The organism is Leisingera sp. S2M4 (assembly GCF_055398055.1).
Window position 1 is genome coordinate 1,433,694 of record NZ_AP040861.1, and the last position, 16,762, is coordinate 1,450,455.

Annotated in this window: 16 protein-coding genes; 8 read left to right on the forward strand and 8 right to left on the reverse strand. The window is 64.2% G+C overall.

The annotated features are described in order from the left end of the window. Positions 1-78 precede the first annotated feature (78 nt). From ACZ52D_RS06980 to lpxK, 4 genes are all read left to right on the forward strand, one after another. A complete protein-coding gene (locus tag ACZ52D_RS06980; RefSeq protein ID WP_464442958.1) occupies positions 79-1,425 on the forward strand; it encodes a TldD/PmbA family protein in 1,347 nt (448 codons plus the stop codon). Continuing rightward, positions 1,412-2,215 (forward strand): inositol monophosphatase family protein, encoded by an 804-nt coding sequence (locus ACZ52D_RS06985; RefSeq protein WP_464442959.1) that lies wholly within the window; start codon positions 1,412-1,414, stop codon positions 2,213-2,215. Before ACZ52D_RS06980 ends, ACZ52D_RS06985 begins: the two co-directional genes overlap by 14 nt. Before the next feature lie 114 nt (positions 2,216-2,329). After that, complete coding sequence (locus tag ACZ52D_RS06990; RefSeq protein WP_464442960.1) at positions 2,330-3,523, forward strand: 3-deoxy-D-manno-octulosonic acid transferase; 1,194 nt, start codon at positions 2,330-2,332, stop codon at positions 3,521-3,523. After that, complete coding sequence (gene lpxK / locus ACZ52D_RS06995) at positions 3,510-4,511, forward strand: tetraacyldisaccharide 4'-kinase (protein WP_464442961.1); 1,002 nt, start codon at positions 3,510-3,512, stop codon at positions 4,509-4,511. The genes ACZ52D_RS06990 and lpxK overlap by 14 nt, the downstream gene beginning before the upstream one ends. Positions 4,512-4,574: 63 nt before the next feature. Here lpxK and ACZ52D_RS07000 read toward each other — a convergent pair whose 3' ends face one another. After that, a complete protein-coding gene (locus ACZ52D_RS07000; protein WP_222454557.1) occupies positions 4,575-5,246 on the reverse strand; it encodes a DsbA family protein in 672 nt (223 codons plus the stop codon). Next, on the reverse strand, positions 5,243-5,770 hold the full coding sequence (locus ACZ52D_RS07005; protein ID WP_222454556.1) for a DUF721 domain-containing protein: 528 nt from the start codon (positions 5,768-5,770) through the stop codon (positions 5,243-5,245). The genes ACZ52D_RS07000 and ACZ52D_RS07005 overlap by 4 nt, the downstream gene beginning before the upstream one ends. 84 nt (positions 5,771-5,854) lie before the next feature. Here ACZ52D_RS07005 and mutY point away from each other — a divergent pair, with 84 nt between their 5' ends. Both mutY and ACZ52D_RS07015 read left to right on the forward strand, forming a co-directional pair. Then, the gene (gene mutY / locus ACZ52D_RS07010) at positions 5,855-6,919 is read left to right on the forward strand and encodes an A/G-specific adenine glycosylase (RefSeq protein ID WP_464442962.1); all 1,065 of its coding nucleotides are present in this window, start codon (positions 5,855-5,857) and stop codon (positions 6,917-6,919) included. An 85-nt stretch (positions 6,920-7,004) separates the two neighbouring features. Next, entirely contained in the window at positions 7,005-8,138 is a 1,134-nt protein-coding gene (locus ACZ52D_RS07015; RefSeq protein WP_464442963.1) for an alkane 1-monooxygenase, read from the forward strand. 19 nt (positions 8,139-8,157) lie between these two features. On the opposite strand, the gene ACZ52D_RS07020 is transcribed toward ACZ52D_RS07015, so the two are convergent. The 4 genes from ACZ52D_RS07020 to ACZ52D_RS07035 form a co-directional block, all read right to left on the reverse strand. Then, positions 8,158-9,585, reverse strand: a complete 1,428-nt coding sequence (locus ACZ52D_RS07020) for an adenylate/guanylate cyclase domain-containing protein (RefSeq protein ID WP_464442964.1) — start codon at positions 9,583-9,585, stop codon at positions 8,158-8,160. A 187-nt stretch (positions 9,586-9,772) separates the two neighbouring features. After that, entirely contained in the window at positions 9,773-10,876 is a 1,104-nt protein-coding gene (locus tag ACZ52D_RS07025; RefSeq protein ID WP_464442965.1) for a DNA methyltransferase, read from the reverse strand. Positions 10,877-10,983: 107 nt separating this feature from the next. Further along, positions 10,984-11,601, reverse strand: coding sequence for a ribonuclease HII (locus ACZ52D_RS07030; RefSeq protein WP_464442966.1), 618 nt, complete (start codon positions 11,599-11,601; stop codon positions 10,984-10,986). Between the two features lie 124 nt (positions 11,602-11,725). Further along, entirely contained in the window at positions 11,726-12,208 is a 483-nt protein-coding gene (locus tag ACZ52D_RS07035) for a hypothetical protein (protein WP_464442967.1), read from the reverse strand. Positions 12,209-12,375: 167 nt separating this feature from the next. Here ACZ52D_RS07035 and ACZ52D_RS07040 point away from each other — a divergent pair, with 167 nt between their 5' ends. Beyond that, on the forward strand, positions 12,376-12,669 hold the full coding sequence (locus ACZ52D_RS07040; protein WP_464442968.1) for a hypothetical protein: 294 nt from the start codon (positions 12,376-12,378) through the stop codon (positions 12,667-12,669). After that, positions 12,641-13,342 carry a winged helix-turn-helix domain-containing protein gene (locus ACZ52D_RS07045; protein WP_222454548.1) on the forward strand — a complete coding sequence of 234 codons (702 nt, stop codon included), beginning with the start codon at positions 12,641-12,643 and terminating at the stop codon, positions 13,340-13,342. The genes ACZ52D_RS07040 and ACZ52D_RS07045 overlap by 29 nt, the downstream gene beginning before the upstream one ends. A 114-nt stretch (positions 13,343-13,456) precedes the next feature. Here the strand turns inward: ACZ52D_RS07045 and ACZ52D_RS07050 are convergent, their stop codons facing one another. Both ACZ52D_RS07050 and ACZ52D_RS07055 read right to left on the reverse strand, forming a co-directional pair. Then, positions 13,457-14,491, reverse strand: coding sequence for an ACP S-malonyltransferase (locus tag ACZ52D_RS07050; protein WP_464442969.1), 1,035 nt, complete (start codon positions 14,489-14,491; stop codon positions 13,457-13,459). Continuing rightward, positions 14,488-16,677 carry a dehydrogenase E1 component subunit alpha/beta gene (locus ACZ52D_RS07055; protein WP_464442970.1) on the reverse strand — a complete coding sequence of 730 codons (2,190 nt, stop codon included), beginning with the start codon at positions 16,675-16,677 and terminating at the stop codon, positions 14,488-14,490. Before ACZ52D_RS07055 ends, ACZ52D_RS07050 begins: the two co-directional genes overlap by 4 nt. Positions 16,678-16,762 lie beyond the last annotated feature (85 nt).

Below are 16,762 nucleotides of genomic sequence, written 5' to 3' on the forward strand. Positions count from 1 at the left end.
CCCCCTTTTTTGCGGCCTGCTCTTGCGGCAGGCGGCCGCACTGGATAGCTCTTTTACAGAGCAGAACAGAAGGTGCCCATGACACAATCCCCCGAAGCGCTTTGCCACGCCCTGATCGATGCCGCCAAGAAAGCCGGTGCGGATGCCGCCGACGCGATGGCCGCAGAGGGCAGCTCTCTCAGCATCGAGGTCCGCAGCGGCAAACTCGAACATGCCGAGCGCTCCGAGGGAACGGATCTGGGATTGCGCGTGTTCGTCGGCAGGCGCCAGGCGTTGGTCTCGTCCTCCGATATGCGCCCCGAAACCATCTCCGCCATGGCCGAACGTGCCGTGGCGATGGCCCGCGAGGCGCCAGAAGACCCCTATGCGGGCCTTGCCGATCCGTCCCAGCTGGCGAAAGACTGGGATCTGGCCGCGCTGGAACTGGAAGACCCGGCGGCCGAGCCGGAGCCTGCCGCCCTGCAGGCGGATGCGCTGGCCGCAGAGGCCGCCTGCCAGGCGGTCGATGGCATCACCCAGGTTCAGTCCGCCGCCGCCGGCTATGGCCGTCACGCGGTGCATCTGGCCGCGACCAACGGCTTCTCCGGCGGCTACCAGCGCACCGGTCGATCGCTGTCCTGCACCGGCATCGCGGGCAGTGGCACCGGCATGGAGCGTGACCATGATGGCGATTCGCGCACGTTCCAGGCGGATCTGCGCAGCGCCGAGGATATCGGCCGCACGGCAGGCGAACGCGCCGTGGCCCGGCTGGGCGCGCGCAAGCCCAAGACCGGCAGCTTCCCGGTGCTGTTCGACGAGCGCATTTCCTCGTCCCTGATCGGGCATCTTCTGTCCGCCGCCAACGGTGCCGCGATCGCGCGCGGTTCGTCGTGGCTGAAGGATTCGCTGGGCAAGCAGGTGCTACCTGACAGCCTCTCGGTAATCGAAGATCCGCACCGCCCGCGCATTTCCGGCTCGCGGCCGTTTGACGGCGAAGGCCTGGCAACCCGCCGCCGCACCGTGGTGGACAAGGGCGTGCTGACCGGCTGGACGCTGGATCTGGCCTCGGCCCGCAAGCTGGGGCTGGAAAGCACTGCCAACGCCGCCCGCGGCATCGGCGGCGTGCCCTCGCCCTCGACCTGGAACATCGCATTGACGCAAGGCGACGCCAGCCGCGAAGAGCTGCTCGCGCAGATGGGCACCGGGCTGCTGGTGACGTCGATGATCGGCTCGACCATCAACCCCAACACCGGAGACTATTCGCGCGGCGCCTCCGGCTTCTGGGTGGAAAACGGCGAGATCGCCTATCCGGTCAACGAATGTACCATCGCGGGCAACCTGCATGACATGCTGCGCAGCATCGTTCCCGCCAATGACGCGCGCCAACATTTGTCGACCGTGGTACCCTCGCTACTGGTCGAGGGGATGACCCTTGCCGGCAACTGACCTTGACCTGCTGGTAGACGCCGCCAAACAGGCGGGCGACATCGCCTGCCGCTACACGGGGGCAACGGCCAGACGCTGGGACAAGCCGGACGGAACCGGACCGGTGACAGAGGCCGATCTGGCAGTCAACGCCATGCTGGAGGACAAGCTGCAGCAGGCCAGGCCGGATTACGGCTGGTTGTCCGAGGAAACCGAGGACACCCCTGACCGCATGGATCGCAACCGGGTCTTCATCATTGACCCGATCGACGGCACCCGCAGTTTCGCTGAAGGGGCCAGCACCTGGGCACATTCCCTGGCCATCGCAGAAGCGGGCGAGGTGATCGCAGCGGTCATCTACCTGCCGCAGCGCCAGCTGCTCTACAGCGCGGCCAAGGGGCACGGCGCGACATGCAACGGTCAGCCGATCCAGGTTTCGCCGGTCGACGACCTGTCCGCCGCCGAGGTGCTGGCCGCCAAGCCTAGCCTGGTGGCGCAGAACTGGCAGAACGGCACGCCACCCGCCTTCATCCGCATGCATCGCCCCTCGCTGGCCTATCGACTGGCGCGGGTTGCTGACGGGCGCTTTGGCGCGATGCTGACGCTGCGCCCCAGTTGGGAATGGGACATCGCGGCCGGCGCGCTGATCCTGCAGGAGGCAGGCGGCGTCATCACAGATCGTGCCGGTGACAGGCTGCGGTTCAACAACGTGCAGCCCCGGTTGAACGGGGTGGTGGCGGGCAATCCGGCGTTGCACCACGCGATCATCACCGCACTTGCGCCCGCGCAAACCGGCCCGACTGGACATTGAGCTCTGCGGCCCGTAAGCCGCGCGCAGCACCAGCAGCCCCCACGGCTTGCAGATTTTCACAGACAGGGGCACGTGTTGCCGATACCTTTGGTCGGCAAAATCGGATCGAACCAGATGCAACGGCGAACCACAGGCACCCATCGGCATGCAAACCCGCAGCCCCGTCCCAAGGGTGAGCTGCTGTGGGTCCATGCGACCACGCCGGAACGCTACCAAGCGCTGTGTGATATCGGGCGTCGCCTGAAGTCTTTGCGTCCAGACCTGTCGGTTCTGGCAAGCTGGGATTCCGAGCTGCGTCTGACCGGGACCGTCGGATGCGATCTGCCGATTGGGCCGCTGGCCGAGGACACCACCGCCGAAACGCGGGCGTTCCTCGACCACTGGCAACCGGATGTCTGCATCTGGACCGGCCCGCCGACACGGCGCAACTTGCTGCGCCAGTTGCGTGAACGGAGTATCGGGGTCCTGCTGGCCGATCTGACTGAGGCCGAAGTTCCCAACCGCGCCAGCCGGTGGTTGCCCGACCAACGCAAGCGCCTGCTGGAAGGACTGAACTGTATCCTGACCCCGTCTCCGGCAGTGCAGGATACGCTGGTGCGGGCAGGCTACCCGGCGGAGAAGATCGAGATTGCCGGCCCCCTGCGGATGTCGGCAATTCCTCCCGGCTGCAACCATGACGAACTGACGGCCCTGCAACAGGCTCTCGGCAGCCGCCCGGTCTGGCTGGCAGCTCATGTAAAGCGCAGCGAACTGCCGGCCGTGCTGGACGCGCACCGCAAGGCCCTGCAGCTGCTGCACCGCTTGCTCCTGGTGGTTGCCATGGACAGCTATGACGATCTTGGCAAAGCCCGCCAACAGGTGCGCGACAGCGGCTTGTCGGTCGCCGACTGGGAGGCCGGGGAAACGCCTGAGGATCACAACCAGGTGCTGTTGGCCGATGGCGACGATCTGGGTTTGTGGTACCGCCTGTCCCCGGTTGCCCTGGTGGCCAGCAGTCTCAACCCGGCGGCCTTGGGCCAGTCGCCGCTGGATGCCGCGGCTTTGGGGTCAGCCATTCTGCATGGGCCGGGCATCCATGCCCACCGCGACCTTTATGAACGGCTGACCGCGGCCGGAGCCGCCCGCGCCATTGGCACGGAAGATGCGCTGAGCGATGCCGTGGTGGATCTGTCGGCCCCGGACAAAGCCGCCCGAATGGCGCTTGCGGGCTGGCAAAGCGTCACCGAAAGCGCCGCGACCACCGACACACTGATGGAAAAGGTCCAAGACCTTCTGGATCAACGCGAGGACAGCCATGCGGGCGCCTGACTTCTGGCACAAGCCACCGACCCAATTCGACCTGCGCGCGACGTTGCTGGCACCGGTCGGCCACCTCTATGCCCGGGCCACAGCCGCGCGGTTGGCCGGGGGCGTCCCGGAGAAGGTCGATGTCCCCGTGATCTGCGTCGGCAATTTGAACGCGGGCGGGACCGGCAAGACACCCACGGTGATCTGGCTGCTCGAAACGCTGCGCGCCATGGGACACGAACCGCATGTGGTCAGCCGCGGCTTTGGCGGCTCCTTGCAGGGTCCCGTCCAGGTCGACCCCGCCCGCCACAAAGCCGCGCAAACCGGCGACGAGCCCTTGCTTCTGGCCGCCTTTGCCGATGTCTGGGTTGCGCGCGACCGCGCCGCCGGGGCACGTGCGGCCACCGCCGCTGGCGCCACGGTGATCGTACTGGACGACGGTTTCCAGAATCCCGCGCTGACCAAGGATCTGTCCCTGATCGTAGTCGATGCGCGGCAAGGCTTTGGAAATGGCCGCTGCCTGCCAGCAGGCCCGCTGCGCGAACCCGTGCCGACCGGCCTGAAACGCGCCGATGCCGTGCTGTCGTTGGGTGACACGGCTGCTCAGCACGACTTTCAGGCCGCCTGGGGCACGCAGTTGCAAGCGCTGCCTCATTTCACCGGCGCGCTGGAGCCCTTGCAGACCGGGATGCCGTGGCACGGCACCCGCGTGCTGGCCTTTGCCGGCATCGGGCAGCCGCAGAAGTTCTTTGCCACCTTGCGTGGCCTTGGGGCCGAGATTGTCCGGGCGGAACCGCTGGACGACCACCAACCCCTCACGAGCGCTTTGATGAGCCGGTTGGAAAACGAAGCCGCCCTGCTGAATGCGCAGCTGGTCACCACCGAAAAGGATGCGGTCCGGCTCCCGGGAAGCTTCCGGCGCAAGGTCATAACCCTACCGGTACGGTTGAAAATATCCGACGACGAGCGCCTCAAGCAGATGCTGCGTCAGGTGGCCCCCGTCCGCTGAATGCGGGCGGGAGCGTAATGTCGAAGATCGGCGGCACCGAAGCGTGCGGCGGCGCCGCCTGTCTCAGCCTTCCAGTTCGGCGTCGATCAGTTTCTTGAAGTCCGCGTAGGACTGGTTGGAGATCTTCTCGCCGTTCAGGATGAACGAGGGCGTGGATTCGATGCCATGCTCGGTGGCGTTCTCCTGGTACCAGGTAACCAGGGTCTGTGCCTTTGTCCCGTCCTGCAGGCAGGCTTCCAGCTGGTCGTTCTCCAGTCCCGCCAGGCGGCCGATCTTGCGCAGTTCGTCAACAATTTCGCTTGCGCCACCAGCCCGCGCCCAATCCGACTGCCCCTTGTAGATCAGATCGGTGATGCCGAAGAATTTCTCCGGTCCGTTGCACCGCGCAATCATCGAAGCCCACAGGCCGTAGCGGTCGAAATAGACCTCGCGGTAGATGAACTTGACCTTGCCGGTGTCGATGTAATCCGCCTTCAGCTTCTTGAAGGTATCATTGTGGAAGTTCGCGCAATGCGGGCAGGTGTAGGAGGCGTATTCGATCAGCGTGACCGGCGCATCCTCCGCTCCCAGCGTCATCTCGGTGATGGTCGAGGTGTCGACTTCGGCTTCCTGCGCAATCGCAGCACCGACCAACGGGTTGTTCGGCAGGTTGCTCTGACTATTGAAACCCGACAGGGCATAGCCCCCCGCAACAACCGCAACCGCGGCAAAGACACCAGTCATCAAACGGGTCATTTGAACCCCTTTCTTTGCGTTTTCTGTTTTGTCAGCACGTTGCGCCCAAGACGCTCAAGGGCGGCGCGCAGTTCTTCGTTTTCAACCACTTCGGCAACTTTGCTGGCCTCGGCCGCATCTTGCGGATCGGGCTGCAGCGGTGGCTGCACCTTGGGGGCGTACTTGAATTCAACGTGACCGTCGGAAAATCCCGTCGGTGCAGTCTGGGTGATCCGCACCTTGGAGATCGCATTGAACCCGTAGACCGCGTTCACCCGCTCGCGCAGGCGCTCCTTCTGCATTTCGAGCATGGGCGCATTCGCACCGGTGGTCAGCACCGTCAGTGTCGCGCCAAAGGAGCCACGCCCGTAACCGATGTTGACGGGCCGAGCTATTGCCGCCAGGTCCGGTCCGGCGATTTCCTCCCAATGGGTCAGCAACCGTGAGACCGCGAAGCCGCGGCTTTCGCCTGCCTTGCGGATCTGCTCGCTGAGGAGCTTTGAGGTCCGGGAAAACCCGCGTGTTGTGCTACGCCTGAATGCCATGCTCTAGCTTTTGCTCGACTGCCTGCCCTATTGTAAAGAGCCTCGGAGCAGGCACCAGCCAAACCATTGTCCAAGGAATAACGAATGCGTGACTTGAACGGCTGCTCGGGCAGTCTCAGCGATGAGCTGCTGGAGTGGTATGACCGCCATGCCCGCGACTTGCCCTGGCGTGTCTCTCCTGCAGCCCGAAAAGTCGGCGAACGCCCGGATCCTTACCGGGTCTGGTTAAGCGAGGTGATGCTGCAACAGACAACCGTCGCTGCGGTGCGCGACTACTTCCTGCGCTTCACCACACGCTGGCCCAGCGTTGCGGACCTGGCAGCCGCCGCGGACGCAGATGTGATGGCGGAGTGGGCCGGGCTGGGCTACTACGCCCGTGCCCGCAATCTTCTGAAATGCGCACGCGTGGTCGCGGATGATCTGGGCGGCCAGTTTCCTGACAACCACGATGCGCTGCTGAAGCTGCCGGGAATCGGGCCTTATACCGCGGCAGCCATCGCCTCGATTGCCTTTGACGAACCCGTGGCGGTGCTCGACGGAAACGTGGAGCGCGTGATGGCGCGGCTGCACGACATCCATGACCCGCTGCCGGGCGCGAAGCCCCTGCTCCGCGACCATGCGGCCGCGTTGACCCCGGATGAACGTCCAGGGGACTATGCCCAAGCGGTGATGGACCTCGGCGCCACCATCTGCACCCCGCGCAAACCCGCCTGTGGCATCTGTCCCTGGCAAACCCCTTGCGCGGCGCGTAAGGCCGGTACCGCGCCGGATTTGCCGAAGAAGATGCCGAAGAAGCCCAAGCCGACCCGCCATGGAATCGTCTATCTGGCCCGCTCCGCGACGGGCACATGGCTGCTGGAGCGTCGACCGGACAAGGGGCTCCTTGGGGGAACACTCGGCTGGCCCGGCACCGACTGGACCGATGCGCCCACGCCCAATCCCCCGTTCACCGCAGACTGGCAGGAGCTCGAGGGCGAAGTACGTCACACCTTCACGCATTTCCACCTGGTGCTGCGGGTGCAAAGCGCGCGGCTTCAGGCAGGCTTCAATCCGGCGCCCAATCAGGAACTGGTCCCCGAAGAAGCGTTTCGCGCCACCGACCTGCCCACGGTCATGCGCAAAGCGTATGAGCTGTACGCGAACCGTTAGGTCACGCGAGGTCGCTCTTGGGTTTCCAGATCTTTGGGCATAGGCTCTTTGGCAAACGCGCGCCAACTGATCTGGGAGACCCGGCATGATTGCTTCCGCAACCCTTGCCCGCTGGCAAAGCGCCCTGCCATTCTGGATGTCCTTCCTTCTGCTGCCGCTGGTCTGGATCGCTGCGCTGTTCGGCGGCTGGGCGCTGCTGTTGCCACCGCTGGCGACCTGGCATCTGTTCGCGGTGCTGGACGGCGTTTTCGGACTGAACCTCGACAACGAAGACCCGAACACGCCCGACAGCGATCTGACCTGGTACAAGGCGCTGACCTTGGCATGGGTGCCGCTGCAATTCCTGACACTGTTCGGACTGATTTTCTATGTCAGCGACGCCAGCCACCTGAATGGATTCGAAAAATTCGCGGTGTTCTTCGGCGTCGGCGTCGTCACCGGTGCCGTCGGCATCAACTACAGCCATGAGCTGATGCATCAATCCAGCCGGGCGGAACGCTGGATGGCGGACATCCTGCTGGCGATGGTGCTCTACTCCCATTTCCGCTCGGAGCACCTTCTGGTGCACCACCGCTATGTCGGCACCCCGCGCGATCCGGTCACCGCGCGCTACAACGAGGGTTTCCATCGCTTCTATCCACGGGTTCTGCGCCAGTGCTTGCATTCCGCCTTTCAGGCCGAAAAGCGGAAACTGGCACAGAAAAACCGGCCCTGGACTGATCTGGCCAACCCGTTCTTCCGCTATTGGGCGCTGCAGGCGGCAATGCTGCTCTTGGCAATCTTGCTGGGTGGGTTAACCGGGCTTCTGCTGTTCCTCGTGCAGGCAGGGGTTGCGATCTGGCAGCTGGAGCTGGTGAACTACGTCGAGCATTACGGCCTGACCCGCAAGCACCTGGGCGATGGCAAATATGAACCCGTCCGCCCGCGCCACTCGTGGAATGCGGCGCACAAGGCGTCGAACTGGCTTCTGATCAACCTGCAGCGCCATTCGGACCATCACTACAAGCCCAACCGTCGGTTTCCGCTGCTGCAGAACTATACCGAGACCGACGCGCCGCAGCTGCCCTACGGCTATCCGGTGATGACGGTGGCAGCGATGATCCCGCCGCTGTGGCGCCGGATCATGAACCCACGGGTGCGCCGCTGGCGGCAGAAATACTACCCCGAGATCACCGACTGGAAACCCTACAACAAGGCGCAAAACCCGCTGCCTCGCTGACACCGCCCCCGCGCGCCGTTCAGTCCCAGGAAAGCACAGTCATCACCCGGTCCAGCCCGCGCACCTGCTGGTCCGGACGTCGGCGGCCGCCCTCCAGCAGATGCTGGCTGACCTTTTCCGCCTTGACCTGCTGCGCCACGGTCTCGCTGATGACAATATCCGCCTGCAGCTTTCGGGTCAGCTGCTCAAGTCGGGCGGCGACGTTGACCGTCATGCCCAGCACCGCGAACTCCAGTCGGTTGGCGCCGATGTCGCCAAGAACCGCCTCGCCGTAGTGGATGCCGATACCGGCCCTGATCTCCGGCTTGCCCTGGCGCGTGCGCTCGGCGTTCCATTTCGCCAGGGAGGCCCGCATTGCATGGGCGCAGGCAAGCGCATTGCTGGCGTCCTGAGACCCAGCCACAGGGGTGCCGAACGTCGCCATAAGCCCGTCGCCCAGGTATTTGTCCAAGGTGCCGTGATGCCGGAACACCTCGCGTTCCATGCGTCCATGAAACTCGCGCAGGAGGTCGATCACGGCGCGCGGGTCCAGATCCGCGGTCAGCCGGGTAAAGCCAACGATGTCGATGAACAGCACCGCCACATTCTCGCTGCGCACCTGCTTCAGCGGCTCGTCGTTCTGCGACAGCTGATCAACCACATTGGGCGAGAAGTAGCGCGACAGGTTCGCACGCTCCCGTTCGAGGCTGGCGTTGCTGCGCAGCAGCCCGTTGAAACGCCGCACCGAGAACCCGAGCGTGATGGCCACCAGCAGAAAGATCAGCGCCTCTTGCACCCGCAGGCTGGGCACGAAACTGTTGGGATCAAAGAATTCAGCCAATTCGGGCTGGGTCGCCAGCGCCGCCTGCACCGCTTCGGACAACTCCGGCAAGGGCTCGGAAAACCACATCGCCAGCACCAAGGCCGCAAGCCACATCGCCGCCGTCCAGGTTCCGATGGCGATCACCGTGCGCCAGGAATAGGCCATGGTACCGGCCGCCAGTATCACGAAGAAATACTGAAAGTTGTCAAAGCGGTAGTGCATCGCCAGCGGGAAGTCATGCTGGCTGAGCGGGTTGGGCGTCACCATGCCCACGGTCAGAATCAGCAGGTCGAGAAAGATCAGGAACAGCTCCATCTTGGAGCGACCGACCTTGCCTGCGCGGCTGATGAACCAGCCGTTCACGCACAGCAGCAGCAAGAAGCCGTGATAGTACAGAACCTCGATGCCGGGGATGATGAAGGTAATGAACAACCCGATCAGGGGCATCATGATCCAGCGCGCCTGAACCGCCAGCTGCAACCCGCGGCGTTTATGGGCGTCCAACGCGGCCTCGGCGAACCTGTTTTCGAACACCGATCCCTCGAGCCCGAGATCCCGCTGTTTGGCCCGCTCCTTTTCCCGCGCCAGCACTGCGTCATCCAAATTCTTGGCTATCGCGGCACCTGCGAGCGCGGTTTCAGTCATCGAAAAGCCTTTCGTTGCGGACGGAGTGCAGATGCGCTTCCAAGATAAGGTCGCTGTGCGATCGCGGGAATAGCGCACCCCTGATAAAAAAGCAAAAAACCCCGCCTGTTGGAGGCGGGGCAAGGTGTGCGCCTGTACCGCAGTACAGGCGCCAGCAATTCAGTCTGGCTGTTCGGGACTGCCGGAATCAGTTCTGCATCTCGGCACGGATCTGCTGGCGCAGCACGTCGATGGGCACGGTCTTGCCCTCGCGCTTGAAGCACCAGTAGGTCCAGCCGTTGCAAGACGGCGCGTTTTCCAGATGCGCGCCGACCTGGTGGATCGAGCCCTTGACGTTGTCGCCGACCAGCGTGCCGTCGGCGCGCACCTTGGCCTTGTGGCGGCGGTTCATCGAGTAGAGTTCCTCACCGGGGCGCAGCATGCCGCGCTCGACCAGCTGGCCAAAGGGCACCCGCGGAGCCGCCCGCTTGCTGGCCGAAACCTCCAGCGCCTCGCGGTCGTATTTGCGCACCGACTTGATGCGCTTTTCGGCGACCTTGCGATAGGCTTCCTCGCGTTCGATGCCGATGAATTCGCGGCCCAGCATCTTGGCAACGGCGCCGGTGGTGCCGGTGCCGAAGAACGGATCCAGCACCACGTCACCCGGGTTGGTCGCCCCAACGAGAATCCGGTGCAGCAACGCCTCCGGTTTCTGGGTGGGGTGTGCCTTCTCGCCGTTTTCGTCCTTCAGCCGTTCATGGCCGGTGCAGATCGGCAGCACCCAGTCGCTGCGCATCTGGATACCTTCGTTCAACGCCTTCAGGGCTTCATAGTTGAAGGTATACTTTGCGCCTTCGGATTTGGACGCCCAGATCATCGTCTCATGCGCGTTGGTGAACCGCTTGCCGCGGAAGTTCGGCATCGGGTTCGACTTGCGCCAGATCACGTCGTTCAGCACCCAGTAGCCCTCGTCCTGCAGGACGGAGCCAACCCGGAAGATGTTGTGATAGGAGCCGATCACCCAGATCGATCCGTTCGGCTTCAGCAGGCGGCGCGCCGCCTTCAGCCAATCGCGGGTGAAGTTGTCATAGGCCTGGAAACTGGAAAACTGGTCCCAGTGATCGTCCACCGCGTCAACCTTGGAATTGTCGGGGCGGTGCAGCTGGCCTTTCAGCTGCAGGTTATACGGCGGGTCCGCAAAGATCATATCGACCGAATTGGCCGGGAGGCTGTTCATCACCTCCACACAGTCGCCGCCAATAATCGTGTTTAAAGGGAGCGCTGCCGCGCCCTTTGTGATGGTTGTATTCATTGCTCTGCCTCAAAACCACGGCGCATTTTTGCGCTCATTAGGTTGTCCACAGGATGAGTCATCGCGGATTCGAGGTCAATTTGTTTTTTAGAACAACACCCTGCGGTTCACTCTTGATACAAGATGTTGTGTACGGGCTTAAAGGATCGCCGATGATGTGGGGTCACCCCCAGTTCAACTAGCGCATCGCGATGCTGTTTCGAGGGGTAGCCCGCGTTTTTCTCCCAGCCATATCCCGGAAACTGTTGCGCCAAATCCACCATCACCCTGTCACGTGCCAGTTTGGCAACGATCGAGGCCGCTGCGATCGAGACTGATTTGCCGTCCCCCTTGACCACTTCTTCGGCCGGCTGGGTCAGCCCCTTCGGAATCAGATTGCCGTCGATCAGCAAGTAATCCGGCGGAGGATCCAACGCCGCAACCGCGCGCTCCATCGCCAGATGCGACGCCCGCAAGATGTTGAGGGAATCGATCTCCTCGACGGTGGCATGGGCTATGGCGACTTCTGCGGACCCGAAGATATCGGCTTCCAGCGCCTCGCGCCGTTTCAGGCTCAACTTCTTGGAATCGTTCAGACCTTCGGGGATCGCCTCGGCATCCAAAATCACCGCCGCCGCCGTCACCGGACCGGCCAGCGGCCCGCGACCGACCTCGTCAACACCCGCGATGCGGAGAAATCCCTTGGCCCTGGCGGCCTGCTCGTAACTGTAATCTGGCTGGGTCATGCCCTGACAAACCCAATTCGCAGCTCAAATGCAACCGCCCGGTCAACGCCGCCAGAAGACGCAAGGCTGGGCACATGGAAAAAAGGGGGGCTCTCGCCCCCCAGTCTGCTCGATTGCTGTGAATTCAGCGCAATACCATCCGATAGCCATGCTTGCGCAGGCAGTTCGGCTTGAAGCCGACACGGTGGTTCCTGCCGTTCCAGAACCGCACCTTGCAGGCTGCGGGCAGAGCGCGGGTGCTGCCGTAGTGACGCTTCAGGCACAGGTTGCTGGCCAGCGGATAGGTCTGGCTGTAGTGCGGGAAATACTGCACGCACTGGGCCGGAAGGTTGTACTTGTGCAGTTTGGGCGGCAAGGGGCGGACCTGGCCGCCGGGATGATGCGGCTTGTGCGGGTAGTAATGGGGTTGTGTCACCGTGCGGTCATTCTTGCGCGCGTCGTTGATGGCAGCCCCAAGAATACCCAGGAGAGCCATCCCGGCGATGAACTTCGCCACGTCCTCATCCGCGCGGGCGGGAGCGGCGGAAAAGCCGGTGATGGCGATCGAGGTTGCCACGATGAAAGCAATGAATTTGCGATGAGCGGTTTTTGCGGGTGTCTGGGCCATGCCGGAACCTTTCAATCGGGTTGTGCAGCGCATCCGGTGCGCCAGGATATCAAAACCTTCGCCCCGCCCCCGCCAGACAGGCAATATCGCCCCGCTGTTATCGAATATCAGTGGCTCAAACCCCTGCGGTTATTGAATTTCGCCCCCTCACCACGCAGGATGGCAGCATGAAACAGCATCTCCTTATCCCCGCCCTTGCGGCTGCCCTGCTGGGCCTGTCTGGCCCGGCACTGGCGGCGGAGTGTTACGCCGACTACAAGGCCAAGCAGGACAATCCCCTGCGACTGCACTATGGGGTGGTGCAGCTTGATGGCAGTTGCAGAATACAGGCCGCCCGCGCCGAGATCAGCAGCCGTCTGGCTCCGTCAGGCTGGACCCTGCTGAATGTGCTGTCGGTCTTTGGCCCGGAGGGGTTGCAACAAAGGAAGGCCGATGCCGGACCCTATTTTCTCCGTTTCTGACGCCCGCACTGCCGGCAGCCGGGTGATCGCCTTCGGCATAGCCGCGATCGTCGCCCTGCTGGCGATTGCGGGCACGTTGCTGCTGCTGACGCTGCCCGATGCCAATGCCTTTAACGCGCGGGTGGAACGGTTGTTCGTCGAGAACGACCTGACCAAGCAGGCCGAGATCAAGTTGCTGGAGATCCTGGCGCAGTCCGGCACTGCTTTTGCCGACACCCTGGCCAGTTATCGCGCTGTGATCTTCGTTCTGCTGGTTTTTGCCGCCGCGATGATGGTGGCGGCGCTGACGGTTCTGGGCATGCTGGTGATGCTGAACCGGCGCATGGCGCAGATCGAACGGGCCGGCATCCAGGTCAACGAACTTCTGATCAGCCGCGACGAGAACACCGTCTACCTCAACAACATGGGTTTCAAGCTGACCCCCGCCGCGATGGAAACGCTGTCGGTCCTGGCGGAAGCCCGGCTGGATGACGACGTCTTGTCCGGCGCCGAGATCGAATCGGTGATTTCCGGGCGTGCCGCCTCGGATTGCGAGGAAGCGGCCGGCGCCACCCGGATCAAGCGGCTGCGCGATACACTCGGAAACCAGATGGTCAGTGAACTCCTGGTCAAGAACATCGCCAAACGCGGCTACGTCCTCTCTATCAGCAAGGACGTTATCCGCATGGTCTGAGCGCTTTCGCCAACCATGCTTCATAGGGGGAGCCAAGCCCCGGGGATGCTCTCAGAAACATCCTCGGGCAGGCAACGGGCGCGGGGCGCCGCGCCCGTGCGGTCACTCCGGACCCTAGGCCGTGACCAAGGCTCGCTGAGCCGGATCGCCCATTGCCGCCAGCAAGGGATTGGCCGTTTGCCGGGCCTGAAAGGCGTCCTTGTCAATCAGCCCCTGCCAACCCAGTTGCACCAGAGATTGGCCCACAGCGCCGCCCAGCGTCGTACCGGGACCGGTAATGATGAAGAGATCCGGCGCGAACTCTCGTGCCGCGGTTTGCACGGCGCGGGTGAAATCATAGGGCGCCACCACCTGATGGCCCAGCGTGTAGTCCCACAGCCGTGCGGTGTCGCTGGCGCCCGGCCACCAGATCTGCCCGCGCCCGTCGATCAGCGGCACATCCGGCTGGCGGAACATCTCCGCCGCGAGCCGCCTGCGCCCCTCCGCCGCAACGGGCTCCTGCAGGGGCGTGTGGAAGGCAGCGTGATTGGCCAGCCGCATCGGGAAGCGCTCGGCCACCACCGGCACCGCGGCCTCGAAGGCCGCAAGACCGGCCTCATTGCCGGCCAGCACCAACATGCCACCGAGATCGATCGACAGGGCCAGATCATGCCCGGCGCGCCCGGAGATCTCTGCCACCAGCGCCAGCAGCTCGGCCTTGCGCTGCGGATCGTTGCGCCAGTCCGCCCCGGCAAACGGGTAGACCAGCTGGCCACCGATCAGCTGTTCCTGCATCAGGGTGCCCATGGTGTTCACCACCGTGAAGCCGTCCGCAGCACTCAGCGCTCCGGCGGCGGCCAGCGCGATGTACCAGCCCATCGAATTACCGGTCACTGCGACCACCTCGATGTCCTCCGCCAAGCTGCGGGCATCCGCCAGGGCCGAGGCATAGATCAACGGCGACGCCACGTCCCCGCGCGAGTATTTCGACACCGAGAAGCGCGTTGCACCGTCGAGCGACGTGACCTCCTCCTGTCCGGCGGCCGCCCGTTGCGCGTCAAAGTCCGCAAGAAGCGCGCCCTTGTCCGCATGGTGGCGGTGCAGGTAGCCCAGCTCGGCCTTGTTGTAGGTGCCCCGTCCGGGGCAAATCAGAACAGCGGTACGGGTCATGACGCGCCTTTCACGAGGGTCAGGGCGGCCTCGACGATGCTGTCCTTGGACGGCAGTGTGGCGCCATAGGCCGGGCCGGTTGCAATGAAACAGTCGCTGGCGGCAATCCGCGCCGCGGGCACTTTGCCCCGTTCGGCGAACAGCGCCATCAGCGCCTCTGACTGGCTGCCGGTGGTGCGGCATTCGTCGACGATCAGCACATGCTTGCAGCCCTCCGTGGCCGCCAGAAGCGCCTCGGCCGGCAGGGGTGCCAGCCAACGCAGGTCGATGATCCGCGCCTTCACGCCCTGTTCCGCCAAGTCCGCCTGCGCCTGTGCCGACAGGTAGCGGCCATTGCCGTAGGTCACGATCGCCAGATCGCTGCCATCCCCATGCACACCGACCTCGCCCAGAGCAATGCGCTGGTCCGGTGCAGGATAGCTGCGCATCCAGCCACCGTCCTTGGCGGCGTGCAGATCCCGCATTGGATAGAGCGCAATGGGTTCGACAAACACTACCACCCGCTGCTCTTCCCGCGCCAGCCGCACGCATTCGCGCAGCATCATCGCCGCCTCGGCCCCATCCGACGGGCAGGCGATCACCAGCCCCGGAATGTCGCGCAGCACCGCCAGCGAGTTGTCGTTGTGGAAATGCCCGCCAAAGCCCTTCTGATAGCCAAGCCCGGCGATCCGAACCACCATCGGGTTGGCAAACTGCCCGTTCGAGAAGAACGGCAACGTCGCCGCCTCACCGCGCAGCTGGTCCTCGGCGTTGTGGAGATAGGCGAGGAACTGGATTTCAGGGATCGGCACGAAACCGTTGTGCCCCATGCCGATAGCCAGCCCGAGGATCGACTGCTCATCCAGCAGCGTGTCGATCACCCGGTCCGGCCCGAAGCGCTGCTGCAGCTTCTGGCTGACGCCGTAGACGCCGCCCTTGCGGCCCACGTCCTCGCCCATCATGACGATCTCGCCATGCTCCAGCATCAGATCGGTCAGTGCCCAGTTGATCAGCCGGGACATCGGCTGCGGCTCTTCCATCGCGCGCAGGTCGCTGCCAAAGACCGCCGCGCGTGCCTCGGCACTGGGGCCATTGGTGGCAGCGCAGGCGCGCTTGGGCGGGATCAGGCTGGCGGCCACGTCATCGGCCGTTTTCAGATGCGGGCGGGTCACCGCCTCGCCGCGAACCCGCTCCACCCGCGCGCGGGTGTCATTGTAAATCTTCAGCGCCGCATCGGGCGTCAGCGCCCCGGCCTGCCCCAGCAGCCGCACGGAATGCAGCAGCGGATCATTTGCCTCATCCGCCTCCACCTCAGCCTTGCTGAGGTAGGTGGTCGGGACATCCGCGCCCGCGTGGCCATAGAGACGCACCGTGCGCAGATGCAAAAACGCGGGCTTGCGGCGGATGCGCACGTATTCCGCCGCCTCCTGTCCCACCCGGTAAGCGTCATAGATGTCCAGCCCGTCGGCCTTGAAATACTTGATGCCGGGCCGCCCCGCCATCGAGGCCTCAATCCAGCCCTTCGGGGTTTTCACCGAAATGCCGATGCCGTTGTCTTCGCAGACGAACAGCAAGGGCAGCGGCGTCGACTGGACCGAGGTCCAGCCCGCGGTGTTGATCGCGCCCTGCGCGGTGGAGTGATTGGCCGAGGCATCCCCGAAGGAACACATCACGATGGCATCATCCGGCAGCAGCTGATGCTCCGGCCGATGCCGCCTTGCCGCCCCGATGGAATAGGCCGCGCCCACCGCCTTGGGCAGGTGGCTGGCAATGGTCGAGGTCTGCGGCGGAATCATCAGCGCCTTGGAGCCCAGCACCTTGTGCCGCCCGCCGGAGGTCGGATCCTCCGCAGAGCAGGCAAAGGACAGCAGCATGTCCCAGGTGATTTGCTGGCCCGGCACCTGATCCGCCCGGGCGATCTGAAACGCCGCATCGCGGTAGTGCAGAAAGGCCATGTCCGTAGGGCGCAGCGCACGGGCGACCGCCGCCATGCCCTCATGTCCGGAGGAGCCGATGGTGTAGAACCCCTCTCCCGCCTTCTGCATGGCGCGGCTGGTCAGGTCCAGCGCCCGGCTCAGCACCTGGGCGCGGTAGGTGGCCACGGCCTCGGCCGCTTCTAGCGGCCCGGCAGGATCACGGCCCGGCGGCAGTTGCCCGGACTTTACCCGGTCGAGGAAATTCTGATGCACGATCTGAGCGCGGTCCATGCGGCCTCCTTGGGACGAAACGGCGCAAATATCGACGCTTCGACCGCGGATTGCCACTGAGAACGGCGACTGCAATCATTCCGAA

What these genes read in the sequence shown, in the direction of transcription:
- ACZ52D_RS06980 (WP_464442958.1), top strand. Translation starts at nt 79, where the DNA reads ATGACACAATCCCCCGAAGCGCTTTGCCACGCCCTGATCGATGCCGCC.
- ACZ52D_RS06990 (WP_464442960.1), top strand. Translation starts at nt 2,330, where the DNA reads ATGCAACGGCGAACCACAGGCACCCATCGGCATGCAAACCCGCAGCCC.
- lpxK (WP_464442961.1), top strand. Translation starts at nt 3,510, where the DNA reads ATGCGGGCGCCTGACTTCTGGCACAAGCCACCGACCCAATTCGACCTG.
- ACZ52D_RS07000 (WP_222454557.1), bottom strand. Translation starts at nt 5,246, where the DNA reads ATGACCCGTTTGATGACTGGTGTCTTTGCCGCGGTTGCGGTTGTTGCG.
- ACZ52D_RS07005 (WP_222454556.1), bottom strand. Translation starts at nt 5,770, where the DNA reads ATGGCATTCAGGCGTAGCACAACACGCGGGTTTTCCCGGACCTCAAAG.
- mutY (WP_464442962.1), top strand. Translation starts at nt 5,855, where the DNA reads ATGCGTGACTTGAACGGCTGCTCGGGCAGTCTCAGCGATGAGCTGCTG.
- ACZ52D_RS07015 (WP_464442963.1), top strand. Translation starts at nt 7,005, where the DNA reads ATGATTGCTTCCGCAACCCTTGCCCGCTGGCAAAGCGCCCTGCCATTC.
- ACZ52D_RS07020 (WP_464442964.1), bottom strand. Translation starts at nt 9,585, where the DNA reads ATGACTGAAACCGCGCTCGCAGGTGCCGCGATAGCCAAGAATTTGGAT.
- ACZ52D_RS07025 (WP_464442965.1), bottom strand. Translation starts at nt 10,876, where the DNA reads ATGAATACAACCATCACAAAGGGCGCGGCAGCGCTCCCTTTAAACACG.
- ACZ52D_RS07030 (WP_464442966.1), bottom strand. Translation starts at nt 11,601, where the DNA reads ATGACCCAGCCAGATTACAGTTACGAGCAGGCCGCCAGGGCCAAGGGA.
- ACZ52D_RS07035 (WP_464442967.1), bottom strand. Translation starts at nt 12,208, where the DNA reads ATGGCCCAGACACCCGCAAAAACCGCTCATCGCAAATTCATTGCTTTC.
- ACZ52D_RS07040 (WP_464442968.1), top strand. Translation starts at nt 12,376, where the DNA reads ATGAAACAGCATCTCCTTATCCCCGCCCTTGCGGCTGCCCTGCTGGGC.
- ACZ52D_RS07045 (WP_222454548.1), top strand. Translation starts at nt 12,641, where the DNA reads ATGCCGGACCCTATTTTCTCCGTTTCTGACGCCCGCACTGCCGGCAGC.
- ACZ52D_RS07050 (WP_464442969.1), bottom strand. Translation starts at nt 14,491, where the DNA reads ATGACCCGTACCGCTGTTCTGATTTGCCCCGGACGGGGCACCTACAAC.
- ACZ52D_RS07055 (WP_464442970.1), bottom strand. Translation starts at nt 16,677, where the DNA reads ATGGACCGCGCTCAGATCGTGCATCAGAATTTCCTCGACCGGGTAAAG.